General features: G+C 61.6%; 21 protein-coding genes and 1 pseudogene. 14 read left to right on the top strand and 8 right to left on the bottom strand.

Going from position 1 to position 20,822, the window contains the following annotated elements; translation table 11 throughout:
- Positions 1-51 precede the first annotated feature (51 nt).
- Positions 52-627: a CueP family metal-binding protein gene (locus MHK09_RS09450; protein WP_040425527.1), complete on the bottom strand. Its 576-nt coding sequence runs from the start codon at positions 625-627 to the stop codon at positions 52-54.
- A 403-nt stretch (positions 628-1,030) separates the two neighbouring features.
- Between MHK09_RS09450 and MHK09_RS09445 the strand changes: the two genes are divergently transcribed.
- The 5 genes and pseudogenes from MHK09_RS09445 to MHK09_RS09425 all read left to right on the top strand — a co-directional run bounded on the left by MHK09_RS09445 (position 1,031) and on the right by MHK09_RS09425 (position 6,403).
- On the top strand, positions 1,031-1,753 hold the full coding sequence (locus MHK09_RS09445; protein ID WP_250413395.1) for a response regulator transcription factor: 723 nt from the start codon (positions 1,031-1,033) through the stop codon (positions 1,751-1,753).
- Positions 1,750-2,877 (top strand): sensor histidine kinase, encoded by a 1,128-nt coding sequence (locus MHK09_RS09440; protein ID WP_250413394.1) that lies wholly within the window; start codon positions 1,750-1,752, stop codon positions 2,875-2,877. The genes MHK09_RS09445 and MHK09_RS09440 overlap by 4 nt, the downstream gene beginning before the upstream one ends.
- Positions 2,878-3,017: 140 nt before the next feature.
- Positions 3,018-3,344, top strand: a complete 327-nt coding sequence (locus MHK09_RS09435) for a heavy-metal-associated domain-containing protein (protein WP_250413392.1) — start codon at positions 3,018-3,020, stop codon at positions 3,342-3,344.
- Positions 3,345-3,395: 51 nt separating this feature from the next.
- Complete coding sequence (locus MHK09_RS09430; protein ID WP_250413390.1) at positions 3,396-5,630, top strand: copper-translocating P-type ATPase; 2,235 nt, start codon at positions 3,396-3,398, stop codon at positions 5,628-5,630.
- Between the two features lie 93 nt (positions 5,631-5,723).
- Positions 5,724-6,403: pseudogene (locus MHK09_RS09425) on the top strand (IS6 family transposase).
- 90 nt (positions 6,404-6,493) lie between these two features.
- Here MHK09_RS09425 and MHK09_RS09420 read toward each other — a convergent pair.
- The 4 genes from MHK09_RS09420 to MHK09_RS09405 form a co-directional block, all read right to left on the bottom strand.
- Entirely contained in the window at positions 6,494-7,072 is a 579-nt protein-coding gene (locus MHK09_RS09420) for an LURP-one-related/scramblase family protein (protein WP_250413389.1), read from the bottom strand.
- Positions 7,073-7,100: 28 nt separating this feature from the next.
- A complete protein-coding gene (locus MHK09_RS09415; protein ID WP_250413388.1) occupies positions 7,101-8,297 on the bottom strand; it encodes an HNH endonuclease signature motif containing protein in 1,197 nt (398 codons plus the stop codon).
- 95 nt (positions 8,298-8,392) lie between these two features.
- Positions 8,393-9,193, bottom strand: coding sequence for a PrsW family intramembrane metalloprotease (locus MHK09_RS09410; RefSeq protein WP_239279313.1), 801 nt, complete (start codon positions 9,191-9,193; stop codon positions 8,393-8,395).
- Positions 9,190-9,624, bottom strand: a complete 435-nt coding sequence (locus tag MHK09_RS09405) for a hypothetical protein (protein WP_179387217.1) — start codon at positions 9,622-9,624, stop codon at positions 9,190-9,192. Before MHK09_RS09405 ends, MHK09_RS09410 begins: the two co-directional genes overlap by 4 nt.
- Before the next feature lie 118 nt (positions 9,625-9,742).
- Between MHK09_RS09405 and MHK09_RS09400 the strand changes: the two genes are divergently transcribed.
- The 3 genes from MHK09_RS09400 to MHK09_RS09390 are packed head-to-tail and all read left to right on the top strand — an operon-like array spanning position 9,743 to position 11,230.
- Positions 9,743-10,108: a heme transporter gene (locus tag MHK09_RS09400; protein WP_239279312.1), complete on the top strand. Its 366-nt coding sequence runs from the start codon at positions 9,743-9,745 to the stop codon at positions 10,106-10,108.
- Positions 10,108-10,947: a hypothetical protein gene (locus MHK09_RS09395; RefSeq protein ID WP_239279311.1), complete on the top strand. Its 840-nt coding sequence runs from the start codon at positions 10,108-10,110 to the stop codon at positions 10,945-10,947. The genes MHK09_RS09400 and MHK09_RS09395 overlap by 1 nt, the downstream gene beginning before the upstream one ends.
- Positions 10,925-11,230 carry a CHY zinc finger protein gene (locus tag MHK09_RS09390; protein WP_005326308.1) on the top strand — a complete coding sequence of 102 codons (306 nt, stop codon included), beginning with the start codon at positions 10,925-10,927 and terminating at the stop codon, positions 11,228-11,230. Before MHK09_RS09395 ends, MHK09_RS09390 begins: the two co-directional genes overlap by 23 nt.
- Positions 11,231-11,252: 22 nt before the next feature.
- On the opposite strand, the gene MHK09_RS09385 is transcribed toward MHK09_RS09390, so the two are convergent.
- Complete coding sequence (locus MHK09_RS09385; RefSeq protein ID WP_239454646.1) at positions 11,253-11,819, bottom strand: hypothetical protein; 567 nt, start codon at positions 11,817-11,819, stop codon at positions 11,253-11,255.
- Between the two features lie 22 nt (positions 11,820-11,841).
- Positions 11,842-13,152, bottom strand: coding sequence for a M20/M25/M40 family metallo-hydrolase (locus MHK09_RS09380; protein WP_250413387.1), 1,311 nt, complete (start codon positions 13,150-13,152; stop codon positions 11,842-11,844).
- Positions 13,153-13,231: 79 nt separating this feature from the next.
- On the opposite strand from MHK09_RS09380, the gene bioB reads away from it, so the two are divergent.
- The 3 genes from bioB to MHK09_RS09365 are packed head-to-tail and all read left to right on the top strand — an operon-like array spanning position 13,232 to position 15,418.
- Entirely contained in the window at positions 13,232-14,212 is a 981-nt protein-coding gene (bioB, locus tag MHK09_RS09375; protein WP_005326317.1) for a biotin synthase BioB, read from the top strand.
- Entirely contained in the window at positions 14,212-14,484 is a 273-nt protein-coding gene (gene bsaP / locus MHK09_RS09370; RefSeq protein ID WP_150850254.1) for a biotin synthase auxiliary protein BsaP, read from the top strand. Before bioB ends, bsaP begins: the two co-directional genes overlap by 1 nt.
- A gap of 10 nt (positions 14,485-14,494) precedes the next feature.
- A complete protein-coding gene (locus MHK09_RS09365) occupies positions 14,495-15,418 on the top strand; it encodes a Sir2 family NAD-dependent protein deacetylase (RefSeq protein ID WP_250413385.1) in 924 nt (307 codons plus the stop codon).
- Here MHK09_RS09365 and MHK09_RS09360 read toward each other — a convergent pair whose 3' ends face one another.
- Positions 15,419-16,408, bottom strand: coding sequence for a lipase family alpha/beta hydrolase (locus MHK09_RS09360; RefSeq protein ID WP_250413383.1), 990 nt, complete (start codon positions 16,406-16,408; stop codon positions 15,419-15,421).
- Between the two features lie 535 nt (positions 16,409-16,943).
- Here MHK09_RS09360 and kdpF point away from each other — a divergent pair.
- From kdpF to kdpB, 3 genes are read left to right on the top strand one after another with little or no spacing between them, the layout of a single operon-like run.
- Positions 16,944-17,039, top strand: coding sequence for a K(+)-transporting ATPase subunit F (gene kdpF / locus MHK09_RS09355; RefSeq protein ID WP_005328272.1), 96 nt, complete (start codon positions 16,944-16,946; stop codon positions 17,037-17,039).
- Complete coding sequence (gene kdpA / locus MHK09_RS09350; protein ID WP_005326333.1) at positions 17,036-18,751, top strand: potassium-transporting ATPase subunit KdpA; 1,716 nt, start codon at positions 17,036-17,038, stop codon at positions 18,749-18,751. The genes kdpF and kdpA overlap by 4 nt, the downstream gene beginning before the upstream one ends.
- Entirely contained in the window at positions 18,748-20,811 is a 2,064-nt protein-coding gene (kdpB, locus tag MHK09_RS09345; protein ID WP_250413382.1) for a potassium-transporting ATPase subunit KdpB, read from the top strand. The genes kdpA and kdpB overlap by 4 nt, the downstream gene beginning before the upstream one ends.
- The last annotated feature ends 11 nt before the right edge of the window (positions 20,812-20,822 follow it).

Below are 20,822 nucleotides of genomic sequence, written 5' to 3'. Positions count from 1 at the left end.
TAGATTTCAGTGACACGGGAGACAGGCGCAGGTGAGGATCCTGCTGAGCCATTACGTCAGGCGCAGGTCTGTGACACAGGTGGCACCGTCGTCAGCGGTGGAAAACTCCGTGGTGCCGGTATGGCCCTGGTAGCTGACCTCAATCTGGCCGGTGGCATCATCGGGAAGCCAGAAGCCAATAAACCCGTTGTCGAAGGTGGTTGTCGTCTCGTCCACCAGCACCTCACCGGTCGCCTCATCGGTGATCGTGACCTGGATATCCTCATTGTCGAGTTCCCCCTGGCAGGTCGTGAGGCTGTGGTAGAAGCAGTCGTGGGTGGAGGTGAGATAGGGTGCGATCGAGACATACGTCTGATTGTCGGGAAGATCGAGCACAACTTCCTGGTCATCGCTCGAGAGCAGCAGTTCATCGGCACGTACTGAGGCGATCAGATCCGTGGGACGCTCAGTGACCTTCTGCCGGTCGAGGTGATCAATGATCTCCACCGCGTCCATGTCGGCCAGGCCATGGGCAGTCAGGAATGTGTCCTGGGACACCGTCCCATCGGCGGTGGGTTCCGGGTCGGCGGCCGAACACCCCGTGAGGGCGAGGGCAAGGGCGGCGGCTGCGATCGCTGCTCGTTTCACTTCAATCTCCTTGGATCGTGGTAAGGCCATAAGAAGACACCGCCTCAAGGTCGATGCCATACCTTTATCTAGCACGGGTGCCTGACGGACTAGAATTCAAAAACCCTGTTCACAGCCTTATAGCAGGGCAAAAAGAGGGTGAATTCGGTGGGCTGGGTCACCACCGGGACACCACCCCACAGCCGTGGGCGATGTCCTTCTACCCGCCCTGGGTATGCGGTGCAGGCAGTGAAATCCCTGGTGGTGCCTGCTGAACCGACCAGGGGGGCGATGCCGCCGGCCCGGGGTCGGGCACAGGGGTGACGGCGGTCGAAGGGTGATGTTTGAAGATTTGATAAAGATTTCCCCGCCGGGTACTGAGCGAGGGTGGTATTCCCCCCTGGCCGGAGCGATACTGGGGTCTATGGCTGACCGCACACCGACCACCGCTACGCCCCCGGGGCGGGTGCTGGTCGTCGATGATGAACAACCCTTGGCTCAGATGGTGGCTTCCTACCTCATCCGGGCCGGCTTCGATACCCGCCAAGCGCACACCGGTACCCAGGCCGTGGACGAGGCCCGTCGCTTTTCCCCCGATGTTGTGGTGCTGGATCTGGGGCTGCCCGAACTCGACGGCCTGGAGGTGTGCCGACGGATCCGCACCTTCTCGGACTGCTACATCCTCATGCTCACCGCGCGTGGCAGTGAGGACGACAAGATCAGCGGTTTGACCCTGGGGGCGGATGACTACATCACCAAACCTTTTAGCATCCGGGAACTGGTGACCCGGTTGCATGCGGTGTTGCGCCGCCCGCGCACCAGCATCACCCCACCGCAGGTGACCACCCCCTTGATCGTTGGGGACCTCATCCTTGACCCCGTCGCCCATGAGGTGCGGGTGGGGGAGACGACCGTGGAGCTCACCCGCACGGAGTTCGAGCTGCTGGTTGCCCTGGCCCTGCGCCCCGGCCAGGTGCTGACCCGCCACGACCTGGTCACCGAGGTCTGGGACACCACCTGGGTCGGTGATGAACGCATCGTCGATGTCCACATCGGCAACTTGCGTCGCAAGCTCGGCACCGACACCCGGGGCCGGGGGTTTATCGACACCGTGCGTGGCGTGGGCTACCGGGTGGGGCAGCCATGAATCACGGACCCGGCCTGACCTTCCGCTTCCTGGCCGCCCAGGTGTTGGTCGTGGTGATTAGCCTGCTGGTGGCCGCGGCCGTGGCCACGATGGTGGGTCCGACCCTGTTCCATGATCATATGTTGATGACCGGCCGGGAGGACCCCTCGCTGGAGCTGTTCCATGCCGAGCAGGCCTACCGGGGCGCCAACCTGATCACCCTGGCCGTCGCCCTGCCCACCGCCTTGATCAGCGCCCTGCTGGCCAGCCTGTGGTTATCGCGTCGTCTGCGCACCCCCCTGCAGGATCTCACCCACGCCGCTACCAGCCTGACGGCCGGCAACTCCCGTATCCGCGTGCCCGCCGGAAAAGCAGGCCCCGAGTTCACCACCCTGGCGCATGCCTTCAACACCATGGCCGACCGGCTGGAACACACCGAACAGGTCCGCCGCCAGATGCTCTCTGATCTGGCCCACGAAATGGGCACCCCCTTATCGGTGCTCACGGTCTACCTCGATGGTCTCCAGGACGGGGTCGTGGACTGGAATAATGCCACCCACACGATCATGGCTGACCAACTCACCCGCCTGACCCGGTTGATGGAAGACATCGACGATGTCTCCCGGGCCCAGGAACACCGGATCGATTTGGACCTGGCGGAGGAAGGGCTCGGGGATCTGCTCCATACCGCCGCTGTTGCCGCGGGGGAAGCTTATGCTGACAAAGGCGTCGATTTACAGGTCGAGAGCATTGCAGACACCGCCCGGGTGCTCGTGGACCGGCAACGCTTCGGCCAGGTGATGAGCAATCTCCTGTCGAACGCGCTACGGCACACCCCGGCCGGCGGGCAGGTCCGAATCAGCGTCCACCGACAGGGGGCGTCCACCGCGCTCATCCACGTCGCCGATGATGGCGAGGGCATCCCACTTGACCAGCTCGGACACATCTTCGAACGCTTCTACCGGGGGGATGCCGCCCGCAGCCGGGACAACGGCGGGGCCGGTATCGGTCTGACCATCTCCAAGGCATTGATCGAGGCCCACGGCGGCACTCTCACCGCCACCTCCCCCGGACCTGGTCGCGGAGCGGTGTTTGCCCTCCGCCTCCCGCTGTCCCCTCCCGAAAGTGAGGAGGCTGCTCGGTGACCACACCCTGCCCCGCGTGAGGGCCGTGCCCTCTACCCCTTGAAAATATACCCCCAGGGGGTATGCTGAAAATATACCCCCTGGGGGTATACGCTAGAGAGCGGCATCGCCGCACCCCACCGAACCGAAGGAGCTTTCCCATGATCACCTCCCCGCCCCGCCTCTTGCCGATGGCCTCCCACGGCTGCAGCTGTTGCGGACCTGCCTCACGTGCCGACACCGCCTCCACCCTTGCCACCAGCGACTCGTCAGCAGGAGGGTCCTCCCCTAGCTACCAGGTCACCGGCCTGACCTGCGGGCACTGCGCGAAAAGCGTGACCCAGGCCCTTCAGGCCCTTCCCCAGGTCGACGACGTCCAGATTGATCTCGCTGCTGGTGGTGTTTCCACCGTCACGGTCACCGGTGTCGTACCTCCGGAGATGGTTCGCCGGGCCATCGAGGAGGCCGGCTACACCGTCTTATCCTGATCAGTTTTACCCATCATCTCGACCCCGACCGGGTTGAGCGAAAGGAACGTCATGAGCACTCCCCACCATTCGGGTGATCACCATGGTGATCACCCCGCTCCGGAAACAGACCACACCCACCACCCGGATCATGCCGGCCACGAACACCACGCACATGCCGACACCCACGGCCAGGCGATGCCCCACGATCACCCGCACTCCGCCCTGGACGAAGACCACCACGTTCATGGTCACGGCGAACACGCCGGACACAGCACCGCAATGTTTCGGGACCGCTTCTGGTGGTCGCTGATTCTGTCCATTCCCGTCGTTATTTTCAGCCCCATGGTCGCCCAGCTGCTCGGCTACCACCTCCCGGCATTCCCCGGATCCACCTGGATTCCCCCGGTGCTGGGCACGATCATCTTCGTCTACGGCGGAACGCCTTTCCTCAAGGGCGGATGGAAAGAACTGAAATCCCGCCAACCCGGGATGATGCTCCTGATCGCCATGGCCATCACCGTGGCGTTTGTCGCCTCCTGGGTCACCACTCTGGGGCTGGGCGGTTTCGAGCTGGACTTCTGGTGGGAGCTGGCCCTGCTGGTGACCATCATGCTGCTGGGCCACTGGCTGGAGATGTCCGCTCTCGGGGCTGCGTCCTCCGCGCTTGACGCGCTGGCTGCCCTGCTGCCGGATGAGGCCGAGAAAGTCATCGACGGGACCACCCGCACCGTGGCCATCTCCGACCTGGTCGTCGACGACGTCGTGCTGGTGAGGGCCGGTGCCCGGGTGCCGGCCGACGGAACCATCCTCGATGGAGCCGCCGAATTCGATGAGGCGATGATCACCGGCGAATCCCGTCCCGTCTTCCGCGACACCGGTGACAAGGTGGTCGCCGGTACCGTGGCCACCGACAACACCGTCCGCATCCGGGTGGAGGCTACCGGCGGGGACACCGCCTTGGCCGGGATCCAACGCATGGTTGCCGACGCCCAGGAGTCCTCCTCCCGGGCCCAGGCCCTGGCGGATCGGGCGGCGGCGTTGTTGTTCTGGTTCGCGCTGATCTCCGCTCTGATCACTGCGGTGGTGTGGACCATCATCGGCAGCCCGGACGATGCCGTGGTGCGCACGGTCACGGTGCTGGTCATCGCCTGCCCGCATGCCCTGGGTCTGGCGATTCCGCTGGTCATTGCGATCTCCAGCGAGCGGGCCGCGAAATCCGGGGTGCTCATCAAGGACCGGATGGCGCTCGAGCGGATGCGCACCATCGACGTGGTTCTCTTCGACAAAACCGGCACCCTGACCGAGGGTGCGCACGCGGTCACCGGTGTCGCGGCAGCTGTTGGCGTCACCGAGGGCGAGCTGCTGGCCCTGGCCGCCGCCGCGGAGGCCGACAGTGAGCACCCCGTGGCCCGCGCCATCGTGGCGGCCGCGGCCGCCCATCCCGAGGCCTCCCGTCGGCAAATCCGTGCAACTGGTTTCAGCGCCGCCTCCGGCCGGGGGGTCCGGGCCACTGTCGATGGCGCTGAGATCCTCGTGGGTGGGCCGAACATGCTGCGCGAGTTCAACCTCACGACCCCGGCCGAGCTCACCGACACCACCAGCGCCTGGACCGGGCGTGGGGCCGGTGTGCTCCATATTGTCCGTGACGGTCAGATCATCGGTGCGGTGGCCGTCGAGGACAAGATCCGCCCCGAATCCCGCGCCGCCGTGAAAGCCCTGCAGGACCGCGGGGTGAAGGTCGCGATGATCACCGGCGACGCGCAGCAGGTGGCCCAGGCGGTTGGTCAGGACCTAGGCATTGATGAGGTCTTCGCCGAGGTCCTGCCCCAGGACAAAGACACCAAGGTCACGCAGCTGCAGGACCGGGGTTTGAGCGTGGCCATGGTCGGTGACGGTGTCAATGACGCCCCCGCTCTGACCCGCGCGGACGTCGGTATCGCCATCGGTGCCGGCACGGATGTGGCCATGGAATCTGCCGGGGTGGTCCTAGCCAGTGATGACCCGCGGGCAGTGCTGTCGATGATTGAGCTGTCCCAGGCCAGCTACCGCAAGATGATCCAGAACCTGATCTGGGCCTCTGGCTACAACATCCTCGCTGTGCCGCTGGCCGCCGGAGTGCTCGCCTCGATCGGGTTCGTGCTGTCCCCGGCCGTGGGCGCGATCTTGATGTCTGCCTCGACCATCGTGGTGGCCCTGAACGCCCAGCTGTTGCGCCGCATTGATCTGGATCCGGCTCACCTGGCTCCGACCGAGTCGAAAGAGGAACACGCCACGCCTACTCCGGCATCCACCGCCGTCCACTGATCCACCACTTCTCTCCACTGCCCCCATATGACCCTGAAAGGTGCTGTTGCAAAGTTGGGGCAGTAGGAAGAGTGACGTGAAATAGTCACAGCCATGGGCATCTTCTCCGGTCGTCATTTCCCCCGTGACATCATTCTATGGGCAGTGGGTGGTACTGCCGCTACGGGGTGAGCTACCGCGATCTGGAGGAAATGATGACTTCAGCGGGGCGTGCCGGTCGATCACACCACGATCTACCGCTGGGTCCAGAAATACGCCCGTGAGCTGGACAAGCAAACACGGTGGTCCCGACAGGTACCTGACTGGCAGGCTAGTTCCTGGCGGGTGGATGAGGCCTCTATCGGGCGGTCACCGCCGGTGGCCAGACCCTAGACTTTTACCTCTCTCCGAAGCGGAACGTGGCCGCAGCGAAGTGTTTTCTGGCTAAGGCCGTCAGATCCAATGCGTCAGCCGGGTATTCCAAAGTGATCAACGGTGATAAAGCACCCTCCCTAGCTAGGGCAATCGCCGAGTTGAAGTCAGAGGGAATCTGCCCGCCAACAGTGGAACACCGGCGGGTGAAATACCGCAACAACATCCTGGAAGGCGACTATGGTCGGCTGAAGCGGATCCTCGGGCCGAAAGGCGCGGTTAAGAACCGGACATCTGCATATCGGATGTTGAAAGAGATGGAGGCGATGCACTCATTGCGGAAAGGGCAAGGCGCAATGTTTGTCTACGGGCAACCGAACCCGGACGCGGTGATCGTCAACCGAGTCTTCGAGACGGCCTAACAACGCCCACACGCAGCGGCCATCAGGGAGTGAGAAACTGAGTCTTCGCTGCTCTCCGCCCAACTTTGCAACAGCACCTTTTTATTTTTTCTAGTCGCTGTTGTTTTGTTTGGTGCGCAGCATATCCATGCTCATCACAGCGCCGATGATGGCGGCGTGATGTTGCTCATTGAGGCCCGGCGTGATGCGCAGGCGGTACGTGTTTTTGCCCATGAAGAAATTACCCATGCCAGTCCATTCGTTAGAGACGTCAGCAAGCAGGCGATCTTCTGAAGTGATGGAAAGGTTCCAATCCCAGAAGTCGCCGTGAATTTCGACGTCAGGAAAGCCCTCCATGGTCAAGTCCAAGTTTGTCTTGAGCATGGAAAAGCGCTTGGTGATAACAGCCATGGGTTGCTCGATTCCCGGCAAGTGCACCTCGTAGGTATCCTGCAGAAAATTCGGCGGGTCCGAAATCGTCATGACCGTTTGTAGGGGGTTGCCTTCGGCATCCGTGAGTGCGACCTCTAGGCTGCGAGAGGATTTAAACACCATGTCTTTGAGACTGGTGGATTGCAGGATGGTGCCCACAGGGGTGCCATCTAGATCGGTGATCATGAACTGATCGTTGAGGAAGGACTTGGTCTGGGTAATTACGAGCTCGTCAAGTGCGAATAAATTTTGCGTCATGCCAGCCACTGTAGGGAAGCTGGCGGTTTTATTCCTCCTCCCTAGGGGTGGTTTTCTGCTGGCGCATGAGCTCTTGGGCCTCTTCATATGCTCGGGCGCGGTGTGCAGTCATGGTTTGGGCGAAGGTCTGCACCCAGTTCTTGTTCTTCTGCGCCAGCGGGCCGGAGGGCTCGGTGGTGGTCCAGGTGCCGTCCTCAAAAAGCCAGATGATGTCGCGCGAGTGTGGATCCATGACATAAAAGGCCCGGCCATCGGTCTTTATATTGTGGTGGTGCTGGCATAAGCAGGCGAGGTTTGCCGGCGTGGTCGGCCCGCCGTCCGCGTGGTTGATGCGGTGATCCTTCTGGCAGGCAGATGCCGGGCGGTTGCAGCCGGGGTAGCGGCAGGTGCCATCGACGCCTTCCAGGTACGCAGCCATGGCGGCGGGAGTAACATAGCCCTTGACCTCGTGGTTAGGGTTCATCTCCCGGATTTTGGTGTAGGGCAGCGCATTGGAGCGCGCCGGGTCGAGCCAGCCCACGGATTCGATAAACGCCGGGGAATTGGGCACGTCGGTGGCCTTGTAGGCGTTGAGGATGATCTCGGGGGCTTGGGTGCGGCCGGTGAGTAGTGCAACGGCGGCGTCGGCAAGCGAGCAATCTAGCTCCAGCGCGGTCTGCCGGATGCACTTATCGACGCTCGCGATAACCGCCGGGTCCGCACTCAAAGTCACCGCCGAGGTGTTATCGCCCCAGTTTTCCATGGTGTAGCGCGGCTGGGTGGGGCCCTGGGTGACGGCCAATGTGTCATCGGCGAGGTTGATGAGCTCGTTGAGCTTGCGCTTGATCTGTGCCTGCGTCCGCATGGTCTGGTTCGGCCGGGTAGGGGTGAGGTAGGCGGTGAGTTGCTCATCGATGCGCGCGACTACCTCCGGTGTGGGGTTGCCTAAGCGGTTGAGGGACTTATTGATGGCAATAATCCGGTCGAGGTCTAAGTGATAGAGGCGGTGCTGTAAGGCCTGCAGCTCAGGCAGCTCCTCCAAGCGGTGCAGTGCCATGAGGATATGGCCAATCCGGCCTTCATTGACGCCGGTGGTGCGGTAGAGGGAGTTGGTGACTAATTCGAAATCAGAATCGAGTTCTGGGACTTGGTTCACCCAGAACTCGTATTCCGCCTTTCGCATCTCAAAGGCTAAGCGTGTGGTGGGGTCGGTGGTGTTGGTCGTGGAAAAGTAGGGTTCTTCCATGGCGCATCGTACCTAAATTATCGTGTGAACTTGTGTACGATTCACACCTTATAACACCCCTCGGACACGAGCCTTTTTCTCCGCATTGAACCAGCTCAGGAGCTATATTCCGGATCTTTAGTTGGGAGGGAATTTTCGCTGCTTTGTGCCGCGTGTTTCTTGTCCTGCTTGCGCATGAATCGCAGGCCCCAAATGACCAGTGTCCACGTGATGAGGGCGATAAGGAGAATGGTCACCGGCCAATCACCCGCAATGATGGTCGAGGCATTGAATAGGGTATGCAGGGCGATGGCGGCCAGCCAGAATCCGGCCACCTGCCAGTAGCCGTGGCGCGCACCCGCATAGAGCTTGCCGACGCCCCACGCCGCAACCCCCGTATACAGCGCATGGCCAAAGGCGCCGGTGAAGATTCGCCCGGTACCGGTAATGAGTACGCCCCAGAGATCGCCATCCAGGTCATCGATGGCCGCGTTGAGGATGAACGGCACGTTTTCCATGGCATCGAAGCCCAGGCCTACCGCCATGCCGATCGCGGCGGCCTGGTACGGATGCCGCACGTTCCCAAAGGCCGCAATAATAATGACGACGCCAAGGAGCTTGATGGTTTCCTCCGGAAGCGGCGAGTAAAAGGCCCCGTCCAGGTAGGTGAGCCCCAGCTTGTCTGAAATCCCCACCATCTGGTCGTTGAGGCTTACCACTACCGGCTGGGCGAGCGCGCCCCATAGGATGCCCTGCCACATTGGCCGCGGCCTAAACCACCAGAATCCCAGTCCAAGCGTCAGGCCCGCACAGATGAGCGCGCCGAGGAGTCCGACCTCGGTAAAACGGCGATCAACAAAGAAAAAGCCGGAAACTACCAGGCCGAAAGCGATAGATAGCCAGTACAGATTCTTCATGCTTTTTCTACCTCCTGGGCAAGTTCTTCAGCCCGCGGTCCGTGCAAGGAGAGGAACGTGGTGAGGCCATCGCCCTCAATGCTGATGGCTACGAGGTCGCCATCGCTAAGCGTGCGCTTATCCCCGTCGCGGTCGATGTCTCCTTCCGGTATGGCCGTACCTTCCCCCATTGCCCGGAGGTACCGGCGGGTGGCTTGGTCTTTGTCCTGTACGCCGACTTCTTTAGCGCGGATCTGGGTGCCGTCACAGTCCCAGCGTGGTTCACTGCTGGTGGAGCCATCTTCTTCCGTGCAGGATAATCCGGGGATGCGGGCCGAGCCGACCTGCACTTCAGACGTAGGGTTGTCATAAAAGTCTGGCAGGAGTGCATTGGTGCCATAGATGGCGCCAAATACCACGCCCGCCGCGAGGATGAGTGGTGTGCTTTTCATGTACTCCACGCTAGGTATGCCCTGCTCATCGCGGTATCCTCCCCGGGGAGGATTAGGCCGACCACGGGGAGGATTTCTCCCCCATAAGTTCTGCCAAGCCCTGTGATAGGTTGGGTGCGTGTTTGAGGAGCTAGAAGAAGAAGCGGAAACGAAAGACGAGCCCAGCCGCGTCTGGTGGCAGTGGTGGGCGCCCATAGCCATGGCCGCGGTCTTCGTTGGCCTGCCGCCGGCTGTCTACCACCTTGTCCCCGGCCTCGCCTTGCTCATCCTCATGGCCGTGCTGACCGTGGCCATCGCTCTTGTCGACGGCGCCACTTTCCGCGCCTCCTGGACCATTTTCTGCGTGGCGGGGCTGGCGTATTTTGCAGCCATATCCCTCTACTTCAACGAGGGCACCTGGATATACCTCCCAGTATTTGTTTTCCTGGCATGGGCCGCGAGCAGGCTGGGCGCCCTGGTGGGCTCTAAGGAAGGGAAAAGCTAATGGAGAGGTGGCGCCTAGAGCACCCCGAGGTGGGCACCATTGAGGTGCAGCGCGGGTATGATGCCGAATTCGCGGAGATGGGCCAGTGGCCTAAGAAAGCGAAGGACTTCACCCCGGTTCCAGGCGATGCCACCCTGCCGGAACGCCTCCGGCTCTGGCGGAAGAACCCGAGCCCACGCTTGCAGATTGTGGTGAACGGTCAGGTACGCAGCCGCCACGATCGACCGCGTGCGGGCCGCTATTCGCTTAAGAAGAAGATCGAAAAAGACCTCACCCTGCTCGAGAACTCCGCCCCGCGCAGCAAACCTTATCTAGATATCCAAGCCTCCCCCTTTGGCGAGCTCCTCGACGTGTACTACCGCAATGGGGAGGAGGCAGTTGCCCTCGAGCCCCCGGCCGGCTCCGTGGGGGAAAAGCGCCGCCACGCCATGGAGGAAAGCTCCTTTAAGCGGGTGCTGTATCCGCTTTTGGGTGGCTTGGGAAAGTCCGGCTGGGCCATTGGCGTGATCGTGCTAGGCCCGATCATCAGCCGCATCTTGTCCCGATTGCTGCCGGATTGGGAGCTGCCGGAGATTAACCTGCCGGATATCGCGCTCCCGGTGCCGGAGTTTCCGCAGATAGAGCTGCCGGTGCCGAATTTCGACTTCAACATCGACATCGATCCGCCCGACTGGCTCGTATTCCTCATGGATTACAGCAAGGTGTGGGTACCGCTCATCATTGCCATCGTGGTGGGCATTCAGGCCGTGCGCAATGCCAAGAAATCAGAGGAAAAGAAACAGCAGTGGCAACAGGATGGCGCGTATGCTGACGGCCATGAAGATTCACGGCGCGATTGATACGGAGGGCCGGTGCAAGCATTGGCATTCGCCGCTGGATGTGGTGGCCAATAAGTGCGCTACGTGCGGGAAGTATTTTGCCTGCGCGCTGTGCCACGCCGAGCTCACTGAGCATGAGTTTGGGCCCATGCTTGTCGACGCCCCCTCGGTACTCTGCGGCGCCTGCCGCACCGAAATGAACTACCATGCCTACTCCGCTGCGCCTGCGTGTCCCCACTGTGGGCATAAATTTAATCCCGGCTGCAGTGCGCATGCCGGGATCTATTTTCAGCTAGACCGCTAAGCGGTCCGGCCAAGTGAGAATATTAGAAGGAAGACAGCTGCTGCAGCTGCTGGATCTGCGGGATCTGTGGCAGCTGGAACTGGGATACAGCGTTCTGGGCAATCTTGGCCGCATCTGGGATGCGGAAGGTCTGGCCCAGGAAGGGGACATCGACAGTCGGCTGGCCAGGGATGGTGCCCAGCTCGATGACCTTGGCGTTCTTGGCTGGCGCCGGGGCAGGGGCCGGTGCCGGGGCCGGCTTTGGTGCGGGGGCATTGCCGCGCTGGCCGCCGGTGTTGACCGGCTTGCCCTGACCAGTGGTGCCGTTCAGGCCGCAGCGAGCAATGGCCTCATCCATGCGGCCGATGGCGCCGCGGACTTCGTTGCCGCGTGGGTGCACGGTGGCAACGGCCAGGGCCTGGGACTTCTTCTGGTTGTAGTCAGCGGAGTTGGTCCAGTACTGCTGTGCCTGGGAGCAGGAAATCTGGCCGGCAGGCATCTTGTCGAGGAGGTTATCAACGGCGTCGGCATGGGCAGCGGCAGGGGCGGCGAGGGTTACGGTCAGGGCGGTAGCTGCAGATAGCAGCGCGGACTTACGTGCAAAGCTCATGCCAGACATCTTGCCACATTTGTTACGCCTGTGACAGGCCTAGGAAGCGATTGACCAGGCTGCGGTAGGCGCGGACGGTGAGCTCGAGGTCCTCTAGGTAGAGGTGCTCGTCGTGGCTGTGCAGCTGCGAATTGGCACTAGCCATATCGCGGCCCTCGGCGTGCATGGCAAAGCCATAGGCATTGCCGCCCTTGCGGCGAGCGAAGCGCAGGTCCGAGCCGCCGGTGGCGTGAACTGGGACAACGTCCTTGTCGGGGAAGAATTCCTTGGAGGTGGCCTCAATAGCGCGCCACAGTTCGGTATCGGTGGAGGATTGCGTGGCATCTTCGGTGATGAGGTGCTCGATTTCTACCTCATCGGCCATGTCCCCGAGCGCGCTGCGCAGGAAGTCATCCAGATCCTCCTGGGTCTGGCCGGGGAAGGGGCGCACGTCCATTTCCAGGTAGGCATGTGAAGGCAGCACGTTGATGGCACCGCCAGCGCGCAGGACGGTCTCGGCGATGGTGGTATGGCTAAAGGCGTGGGCATAGGCGTCGAGGTTGCCGAATTTGGAGTAGTCACCGGTGCCGTCGATAAGCTCCTGCTCCGTCTGGGGGTCGAACTTGAAGGTGCGCACAAAGCCCTCCCAGATCTCATTCGAGGCTGTGGGCGGCTCAGCGGTGGCGATGCGGCGGGCGACCTCACCGATCTTTACGATGGCAAAGTCCTTGCCATAAGGGGTGGAGCCATGGCCGGCATCGCCATGTACGTGCAGGCGGCGCTGACCGGCGCCCTTTTCTCCCACGTTGAAGCCCACCGCGCCGGGCAGGTGGCTGCCGCCGGTCTCAGACAGGCAGTTCTTCCAGGAAAAGGCATCGGGGTGGTTCTCGGACATAAAGCGCACGCCGAGGCCGCCGCGGGCCTCTTCATCGGCCATGCCGACGAAGGCGAGGGTGCCGCCCGTGTTACCGGCGCGGGCTACCTCGCGCGTGACGGCGGCCATGGTGGCGGTAATAAACAGCATGTCTACGGAACCGCGGCCGTAGAGCTTGCCGTCCTCGATAAGCGCCTCGAAAGGCGGCTTGGTCCATTTGGGCTCGTCCACGGGGACGACGTCCGTGTGGCCCATGAGGGTCAGCGGTTCCTGGTCCGGATCGCCGGGGACGGTCACCACGATGGAAACACGGCCCGGGTGGGACTCGAAGCGCTCAATCTGCACGTCTTCGCCCGCAAAGAATTTTTCCAGGCTATCCGCATTGCGCACCTCGTGGCCGGAGTCTGGCGTGAGGTCATTAACGCAGGCATTGCGGATCAGCTCTTGGAGGAGGGAGAGGGTGTCATCATAAAGCGTCATGCCCCCCGAGGGTAGTTCCGTATAGATTTATATGTGGTTTTAACCAAAGTTGAACGCCGTTCAAGTAGGGTTTAGCACCATGAGCATCGTTGACATCGCCCGTGAGAAAGCCCTGGAGCAAGGCAAAGGCCTTAACCAGGAAGAGCTACTGCAGGTATTGCAGGTTCCGGATTCCCAACTGGAGGAAATCGCTGATATCGCTCACCAGACCCGTCTGAAGTGGTGTGGTCCGGACGTATCGGTGGAAGGCATTATCTCCATTAAGACCGGCGGCTGCCCAGAGGACTGCCACTTCTGTTCCCAGTCCGGCCTCTTCGAGTCCCCGGTGCGCGCCGTGCGCTTGAACATCCCTGAGCTGGTGGAGGCAGCGCAAAAGACCGCTAAGTCCGGCGCTACCGAGTTCTGCATCGTCGCTGCGGTGAAGTCGCCGGACGATCGCTTGCTGGACCAGGTGGGCGAGGCCATTGCCGCGATTAATGACGCCGTCGATATTGAGATTTCCTGCTCCCTGGGCACCCTGACCCGCGAGCAGGCACAGCGCCTGAAGGATATGGGCGCCCAGCGTTATAACCACAACCTGGAGACCTCCCGCTCCTTCTTCCCCAATGTGGTCACCACCCACACCTGGGAGGAGCGCAAGCAGACCCTCGACTACGTGCGCGAGGTGGGCATGGAGGTTTGCTGCGGCGGCATCATCGGCATGGGCGAGTCCCTGGAGCAGCGCGCCGAGTTTGCAGCGCAGCTGGCAGAGATTGACCCGTGCGAGGTACCGATGAACTTCCTTGACCCGCGCCCGGGCACCCCCTTCGCGGACCGCCCGCTGGTTCCCTTGGGAGAGGGCCTGCGCGCCGTGGCGGCGTTCCGCCTGGCCATGCCGTCTACCACCTTGCGCTTTGCTGGTGGCCGCGAGCTTTCGCTTGGCGACGACGGCACTGAGCGCGGCCTCCTCGGCGGCATCAACGCCATTATCGCCGGCAACTACCTGACCACCCTGGGCCAGCAGATTGAAAAGGATGTGGACATGTTGCACCGCATCGACCTGCCGATTAAGGCCCTGTAGTGCCTGGTTTATCCGAGCCAACATCCGAATTGGCTGCCGCCGTGCTGGCTGGGGATGAGCCGATTTTCCATCCGAATACCGGCAAGCCGATCGAAGAGGTATTCACGCTGCACCCCGCGGCTGCAGCCGGCCTCGACGTGCCGCGCTACTGCCAGATCTGTGGCCGCCGCATGGTGGCCCAGGTGCGCCCCGATGGCTGGCACACTAAGTGCTCGCGCCACGGGGAGCTGGATTCGGAGTGGCTATACGTAGAGCACTTGCCCGAAAGCTAGCATCGGGGGCATGGATCCCGCCGTCTCCCTTGCCCACCAGTCTGCGCTGCGTTCGATCGCCCGAGTGGTCGAAGAATCGGCGCCGCATACGGAGGAAGGGAAGGCCTTAGGGGACGTCGTCAAGCAGCTGCGCGAGGGCCCAGTGATGGTGCTAACCGGGGCAGGTGTGTCTACGGAGTCGGGCGTGCCGGATTATCGGGGCCCGCGCGGCTCCCTTAGTAGGCACCGGCCGATGACCTATCAGGAATTTCGCCACGACCCGGCCGCGAGCCATAGGTATTGGGCCCGTAGCTTTGTGGGGTGGCGAGTCATGGATTCCGCGGTGCCGAACCGCACGCACTATGCGCTCGTAGAACTAGAGCGCGCCGGGCTGGTCAATGGTGTGGTCACGCAAAACGTGGATGGCCTGCATAAACAGGCGGGAACCGCGAACTTGGTGGCACTGCATGGCGACATGGAAACCGTCGTGTGCTTAATGTGTGGGCAGCGGGAGGCGCGGCCGCACTTCGATGCGCGCTTGGCCGCAGCAAATCCGGGGTACTTGGAGCGCCTCGTCGTGGAGGCGGACCAAGTGAACCCGGACGGTGACGTGACGCTTGATGAAGCTGACGTGGCTGCGTTCCGCATGGCAGGGTGCGAGCGCTGTGGTTCTGCATTATTGAAGCCGGACGTGGTCTACTTTGGTGAGCCCGTGCCGCCCGAGCGCCGCGATGCCGCTTTTGCCGTGCTAGGCCAGGCCCGCTCGCTCGTGGTGGCCGGCTCCTCGCTGGCGGTTATGAGCGGGTACCGCTTTGTGCTGGAGGCAAAGAAGCAGGGCAAGCGCGTGGCCGTTATCAATGGCGGGCCCGGCCGGGGTGATCAGAAAGTGGATACGCTGTGGCGCACCCAGGTGGGACCGGCCTTTGACGCGGTGCTGGATGAGCTGGGGCTATAACTAGCGCGGGATGCTCTCCACCAGTTCCAAAATGGTGCGCACGATGGCGTGGACGCGCTTATCCATGGGCATATCCTCGTGCATGACCACTGCTCGGCGGTCGAAGTCTTGGACATAAATATTTCGCACGGTGCCCTCTGCGACGCCGCGGGGGTCGAGGAAGCAGGTCTCGGGCGGGACCACGACGGCATCAGACCGCGTGGCAATGCAGGTATAGCTCACGCCGGATTCCAAGTCGCCATCGCGATTGGCCTCGCGTAGCGCTTCGCTGCCGACAATTTGGTCCATTCCCGCTGGTCCAAACCAGCCATCGATGACGGAGCGCATCACCGCCTCTTGGCGCGGGGTGCGAATGAGGCGGCTGACGATGCCTCCGTAAGTAGTTCCGTGGTTTGGCGCGCTGATGCACATCAGATGGAGGACATGCTCGGCGCCGCCAATCATGCGCATCCAATAGCGGGCGAGGAGTCCGCCCTGCGAGTGGCCGATGAGGATGACCTTGTCCGCGCCGGTGACCATGCGCACGGTGCGGATATAAGCATCGAGTTGCTCGGCGGATTCTGCAAGGGGCTGGGTGGCGCGACGGCCGTAGTCAGGGGCGAAGACCGCCCAGCCGTCTTGGCGCAGCTCATTGCCGAGGATTTGCCATACGCCCTTGGTATCGCAGGTGCCGTGAATGAGGATGACCGGCCAGGGGCGTTGTGCGGTAGGACGTGCGCCCCAGTCATCTTCGAAAACGCCGCGTGGCTTGATGCGGGCGCCTAGCGGGAGGGTAGCAGCGGCATCGGCGTCGAGGGCGGTATCGCCGGGGCTGGTCTTGACCTTCTGCGCTTTGATGAGGTCCGCGATTTCGGCCGCGACTTCCTCGCGCAGTGCCGTGGCCTCGGCAGGGGAGGCGACGCCGCGACGCGGGGAATCGGTCAATTCCTTCTCGTTGGCGCGCCAGAATTTGCGGAGTTGCTCGGAAATAGTGGATTTCAACTCAGCCATGGTTCCGGATTGTACTCGTTATTGCAGGTTAACTGTGTTTTTGTCAGGAGTTAAGAAATTTATGGGCAAACCCTTGACCATCCTACGAAAGGTTTATAAACTTAGGCTTGCCTAATCACGGGCGGTGCTTGCAGGAGGGTGCGCTCCACTCCCTCCTTGGGTACCGAGAGATTAGTCATGGGGAGAAGGCCCGCCGATGTGCTGTCGGCGGGCCTTCGTTGTGGATAAAGGGCGGTTCCCGGCCTGAAGAAAAGGTGGCGCACAAGGGGTGTAAAGGAAATATAAAAATTGCGAGCGAGAGGCGTAAAGATAGCGCAAAGATTGCCTAGGGCAGCGGGGGTGTGGTCCTAACGTTTGTGCGTAGCAGGTGCTGCCTTGGTACCGGCACCTGGCAGGCATATCTGTCAGGCACAGGAAAGTTTCACTCGCACAAGGGGGTTTCCCACATGTTAGACATCGTGGCAATCCTGATAGCCATCCTGACGGTTGGCTGTCCCTCCGTCCTCAACGAGCTTCTGGACGGTGATGCATAACCATGAACACCATTACAGCGGTCATTGGCCTCGTCATTGTTGTGGCCTTGGTGACCTACCTCATCATTTCCTTAGTTGATCCGGAGCGTTTCGCATGATCGCCGGCATTGGGGCGGTGTTACCGCAGTTCCTCGCCCTCGTCGTCTTGCTCGCGGCGGCATATGTTCCTTTGGGCAATTGGATCGCACGCAGCTACACCTCTGACAAGGACTGGGCGATAGAGCGTGCGGTGTATAAGGTCCTGCGCGTTGACCCAAACCGCGGGCATAACAGCAAGAATTACAGCCGTGCATTGCTTGGTTTCAGCTTGGCATCCGTACTCGTTCTTTACGCGGTGCAGCGCCTACAAACCGTTTTGCCTAGCTTTGGCAATTCCCGCTCCGCAGCGGTGGAACCGTGGATGGCGTTTAATACCGCGGCGTCATTCGTGTCCAATACCAACTGGCAGTCCTATTCGGGCGAAGAAACCCTGAGCAATGGTGCGCAGATGCTTGGCCTGACCGTTCAGAACTTCGCCTCCGCGGCTGTCGGCATGTGTGTGGCGGTTGCGCTCATTCGCGGTATCGGTCACTTGGGATATAGCCGAGACAAGCTGGGCACTGAGAGTGGGCAGCACCTCATCGGAAATTTCTGGGTTGACCTCACCCGCGGTTTGGTGCGCATTCTTTTGCCGCTTTCTCTATTGATTTCCTTCGTCCTCATCTTGGGCGGAACCATGCAAACCTTCGGGTCCAACCTGGTGAGCTCCGCGGGCGTGGATATTCCGCGCGCTCCGGTGGCTAGCCAGGAAGCAATTAAATTGCTGGGAACCAATGGTGGTGGCATCTTCGGTGCCAACTCGGCGCACCCTTTTGAGAACCCCACTGGTTTTACCAACCTGGTAGAAATCTTTTCTTTGCTGGTTATCTCTTTCTGCTTTATCCGTGCCTACGGAGTAATGCTGAAATCCCAAAAGCATGCATGGACCCTGCTTGGCGTCATCGGCGGCATTTGGACCGTAATGGTTGCTTTGGTGGTATGGGCGCAGCACACTACCACCGGTGCGGCAGCCCAAGCCGCGGGCGGCAACTTGGAGGGCATCGAACAGCGCCTAGGTATTGACGCTTCCGCACTCTTTGCGGTGTCTACCACGGGCACTTCTACCGGTGCGGTCGATTCGATGCACGATAGCTATTCACCATTGGGTGGCGGCTTGTTGATCCTCAATATGCTCCTGGGCGAAATTGCACCGGGCGGCGTGGGCACTGGCCTCTACGGTCTGCTGATGGTGGCAATCCTCGCCGTCTTTATCGGCGGCCTGCTCGTGGGGCGCACACCGGAGTTCATGGGCAATAAGGTCGGCCGCAAGGAAATCTCCGCGGTGAGCCTGTACATCCTCACCATGCCGGTCCTCGTCCTGGTAGGCGTGGGCGCATCGGTGGCTCAGCGCAAGCTGGTGGAGCTTTCCGCGACCAACTTCGGCGCGCCGGGAACCCCGGATAACGCGCACGGTCTCTCCGAGGTGCTCTATGCCTTTACCTCGGCGTCGAATAATAACGGCTCGGCCTTCGCGGGCCTGACGGTAACCGAGCCCTGGTGGCAAGTCACCCTCGGTATCGCCATGCTGTTGGGCCGCTTCCTCCCCATCGTTTTCACCCTGTACTTGGCGGGCAGCCTAGCCGGTCAACGCCGGCAGGCCACTACCGCCGGCAGCTTGCCGACGTCCGGCGTGACCTTCGCGCTGCTTACCATCGGCGTCATTGTGTTGGTCGCCGCCCTTACCTTCTTCCCCGTTCTTACCTTGGGTCCCATTTCGGAGGCACTCTCATGACAACACCAACTATGACCACTGAGCAACGCACTCCTCAGCGCCCTGCCACCAAAAACAGTGGGTTGGCTGCGGCAGCGTTAAAGTCGTTGCCGCACAAGATGTCCCCACTCGCCCAAGCCCGCAACCCCGTCATGTTCGTGGTGTGGGTAGGCGCCGCGCTGACTACCCTGTGGTCCATCTTTAGCCCCAGCGTTTATGGCTGGGTGGTAACCGTATGGTTGTGGTTTACCATTGCGTTCGCGGCGTTTGCTGAGGCATATGCCGAAGGCCGCGGTAAAGCCCAAGCGGATAGCTTGCGCGCCGTGCGTGATGACGCCACCGCTAACCTGGTTACCGATGGCGGCATCGAGGTCATTGCCGCTTCTGAGCTCACCAAGGGCGCTATCGTGCGCGTGGAGGCCGGAGAGACGATCCCGGGTGACGGCGACGTCATTGAAGGCGCGGCAACCGTCGATGAATCTGCCATTACCGGCGAGTCTGCTCCCGTGGTTCGCGAGGCCGGTGGCGATCGCTGTGCTGTAACCGGCGGAACCGTGGTCCTGTCTGATTCCATCTTGGTACAGATCACCTCGGAGCCGGGAGCAACCTTCGTCGATACGATGATTGCCTTGGTGGAGGGGGCGGAGCGACGCAAGACCCCGAATGAGATAGCGCTGAGCATCCTCCTGTCTACCCTGACTATCCTCTTCCTCATTGCGGTTACCGCACTGGCCCCAATGGGGTTGTTTACCGGCGCGGAGCTCTCCCCGCTCTCGCTGGTGGCCCTGTTGGTCTGCCTCATCCCAACCACCATCGCTGCCCTGCTATCCGCGGTGGGAATCGCGGGAATGAACCGGCTAGTACACCACAATGTTCTGGCTACGTCCGGACGCGCGGTAGAGGCGGCGGGCGACGTAGCGACCCTACTCATGGATAAAACCGGCACCATCACCTATGGCAACCGGCAGGCCACCGGGCTTATCGTTGCGCGCGGTGTCGATGAGCAGGAAGCTGCGGAGATAGCCCGCGTTGCTTCGGTTGCCGATGAGACCCCGGAAGGCCGCTCCATCGTGTCGTGGTTGACCGAAAACTACCACCTTTCTACCGCAGCAGGAGAGGAAGAAAAGACCGCCGAGGTCATTCCATTTAGCGCTTCTACCCGCATGTCCGGGCTTGACCTCAGAGGCCGAAAGCTGCGCAAAGGTGCCGGTGATGCTGTGCGCCAGTGGGTAACCGAGGCGGGTGGCGACTGGCCACAAGAAATTGAAGAGTCCGTGACCCAGATTGCAGAAGGTGGTGGAACCCCGCTGCCCGTTGCCGTGGAAGAATCCGACGGCACCCGCAGGGTTATTGCGGTGGTGCAACTCAGTGACGTCGTCAAGCCGGGCATGGCGGAGCGCTTCGCCGAACTGCGCCAGATGGGCATCAAAACCATCATGGTGACCGGCGATAACCCATTGACGGCAGCGGCCATTGCTAATGAGGCAGGCGTCGATGATTACATCGCGGAGGCCACCCCAGAAGACAAGCTGGCCAGGATCCGCGAGGAACAGGCGCACGGCCGCATGGTCGCTATGACCGGTGACGGTACCAACGATGCGCCGGCGCTGGCGCAGGCGGACGTGGGTGTGGCCATGAATACTGGTACCTCTGCAGCGAAGGAAGCCGCCAACATGGTGGACTTGGATTCTGATCCGACCAAGCTTATCGATGTCGTGCGCATTGGCAAGCAGTTGCTCATCACCCGTGGGGCGCTTACCACTTTCTCTTTGGCCAATGACTTAGCGAAGTACTTCGCCATCTTGCCGGCCCTGTTTTCTACCCAGCTTCCGCACCTCGAGCGCCTCAACGTGATGCACCTGCACTCGCCGCAATCCGCCATTGTGTCTGCAGTCGTATTCAACGCGCTCATCATCGTTGCTCTTATCCCATTGGCGCTCAAGGGCGTGGCCTATAAGCCGGCCTCTGCCTCGTCCCTGCTCCGCCGTAACCTGGGCATTTGGGGACTGGGCGGCGTGATCACCCCATTCCTAGGCATCTGGCTCATTGACCAGGTAGTCAACCTGCTTCCAGGTATATAGAAAAAGAAGGA

It is taken from the genome of Corynebacterium tuberculostearicum (genome assembly GCF_022347235.1).
In the GTDB taxonomy this organism is placed as follows: domain Bacteria; phylum Actinomycetota; class Actinomycetes; order Mycobacteriales; family Mycobacteriaceae; genus Corynebacterium; species Corynebacterium tuberculostearicum_F.
This window is presented reverse-complemented; position numbering and strand designations above follow the sequence as displayed.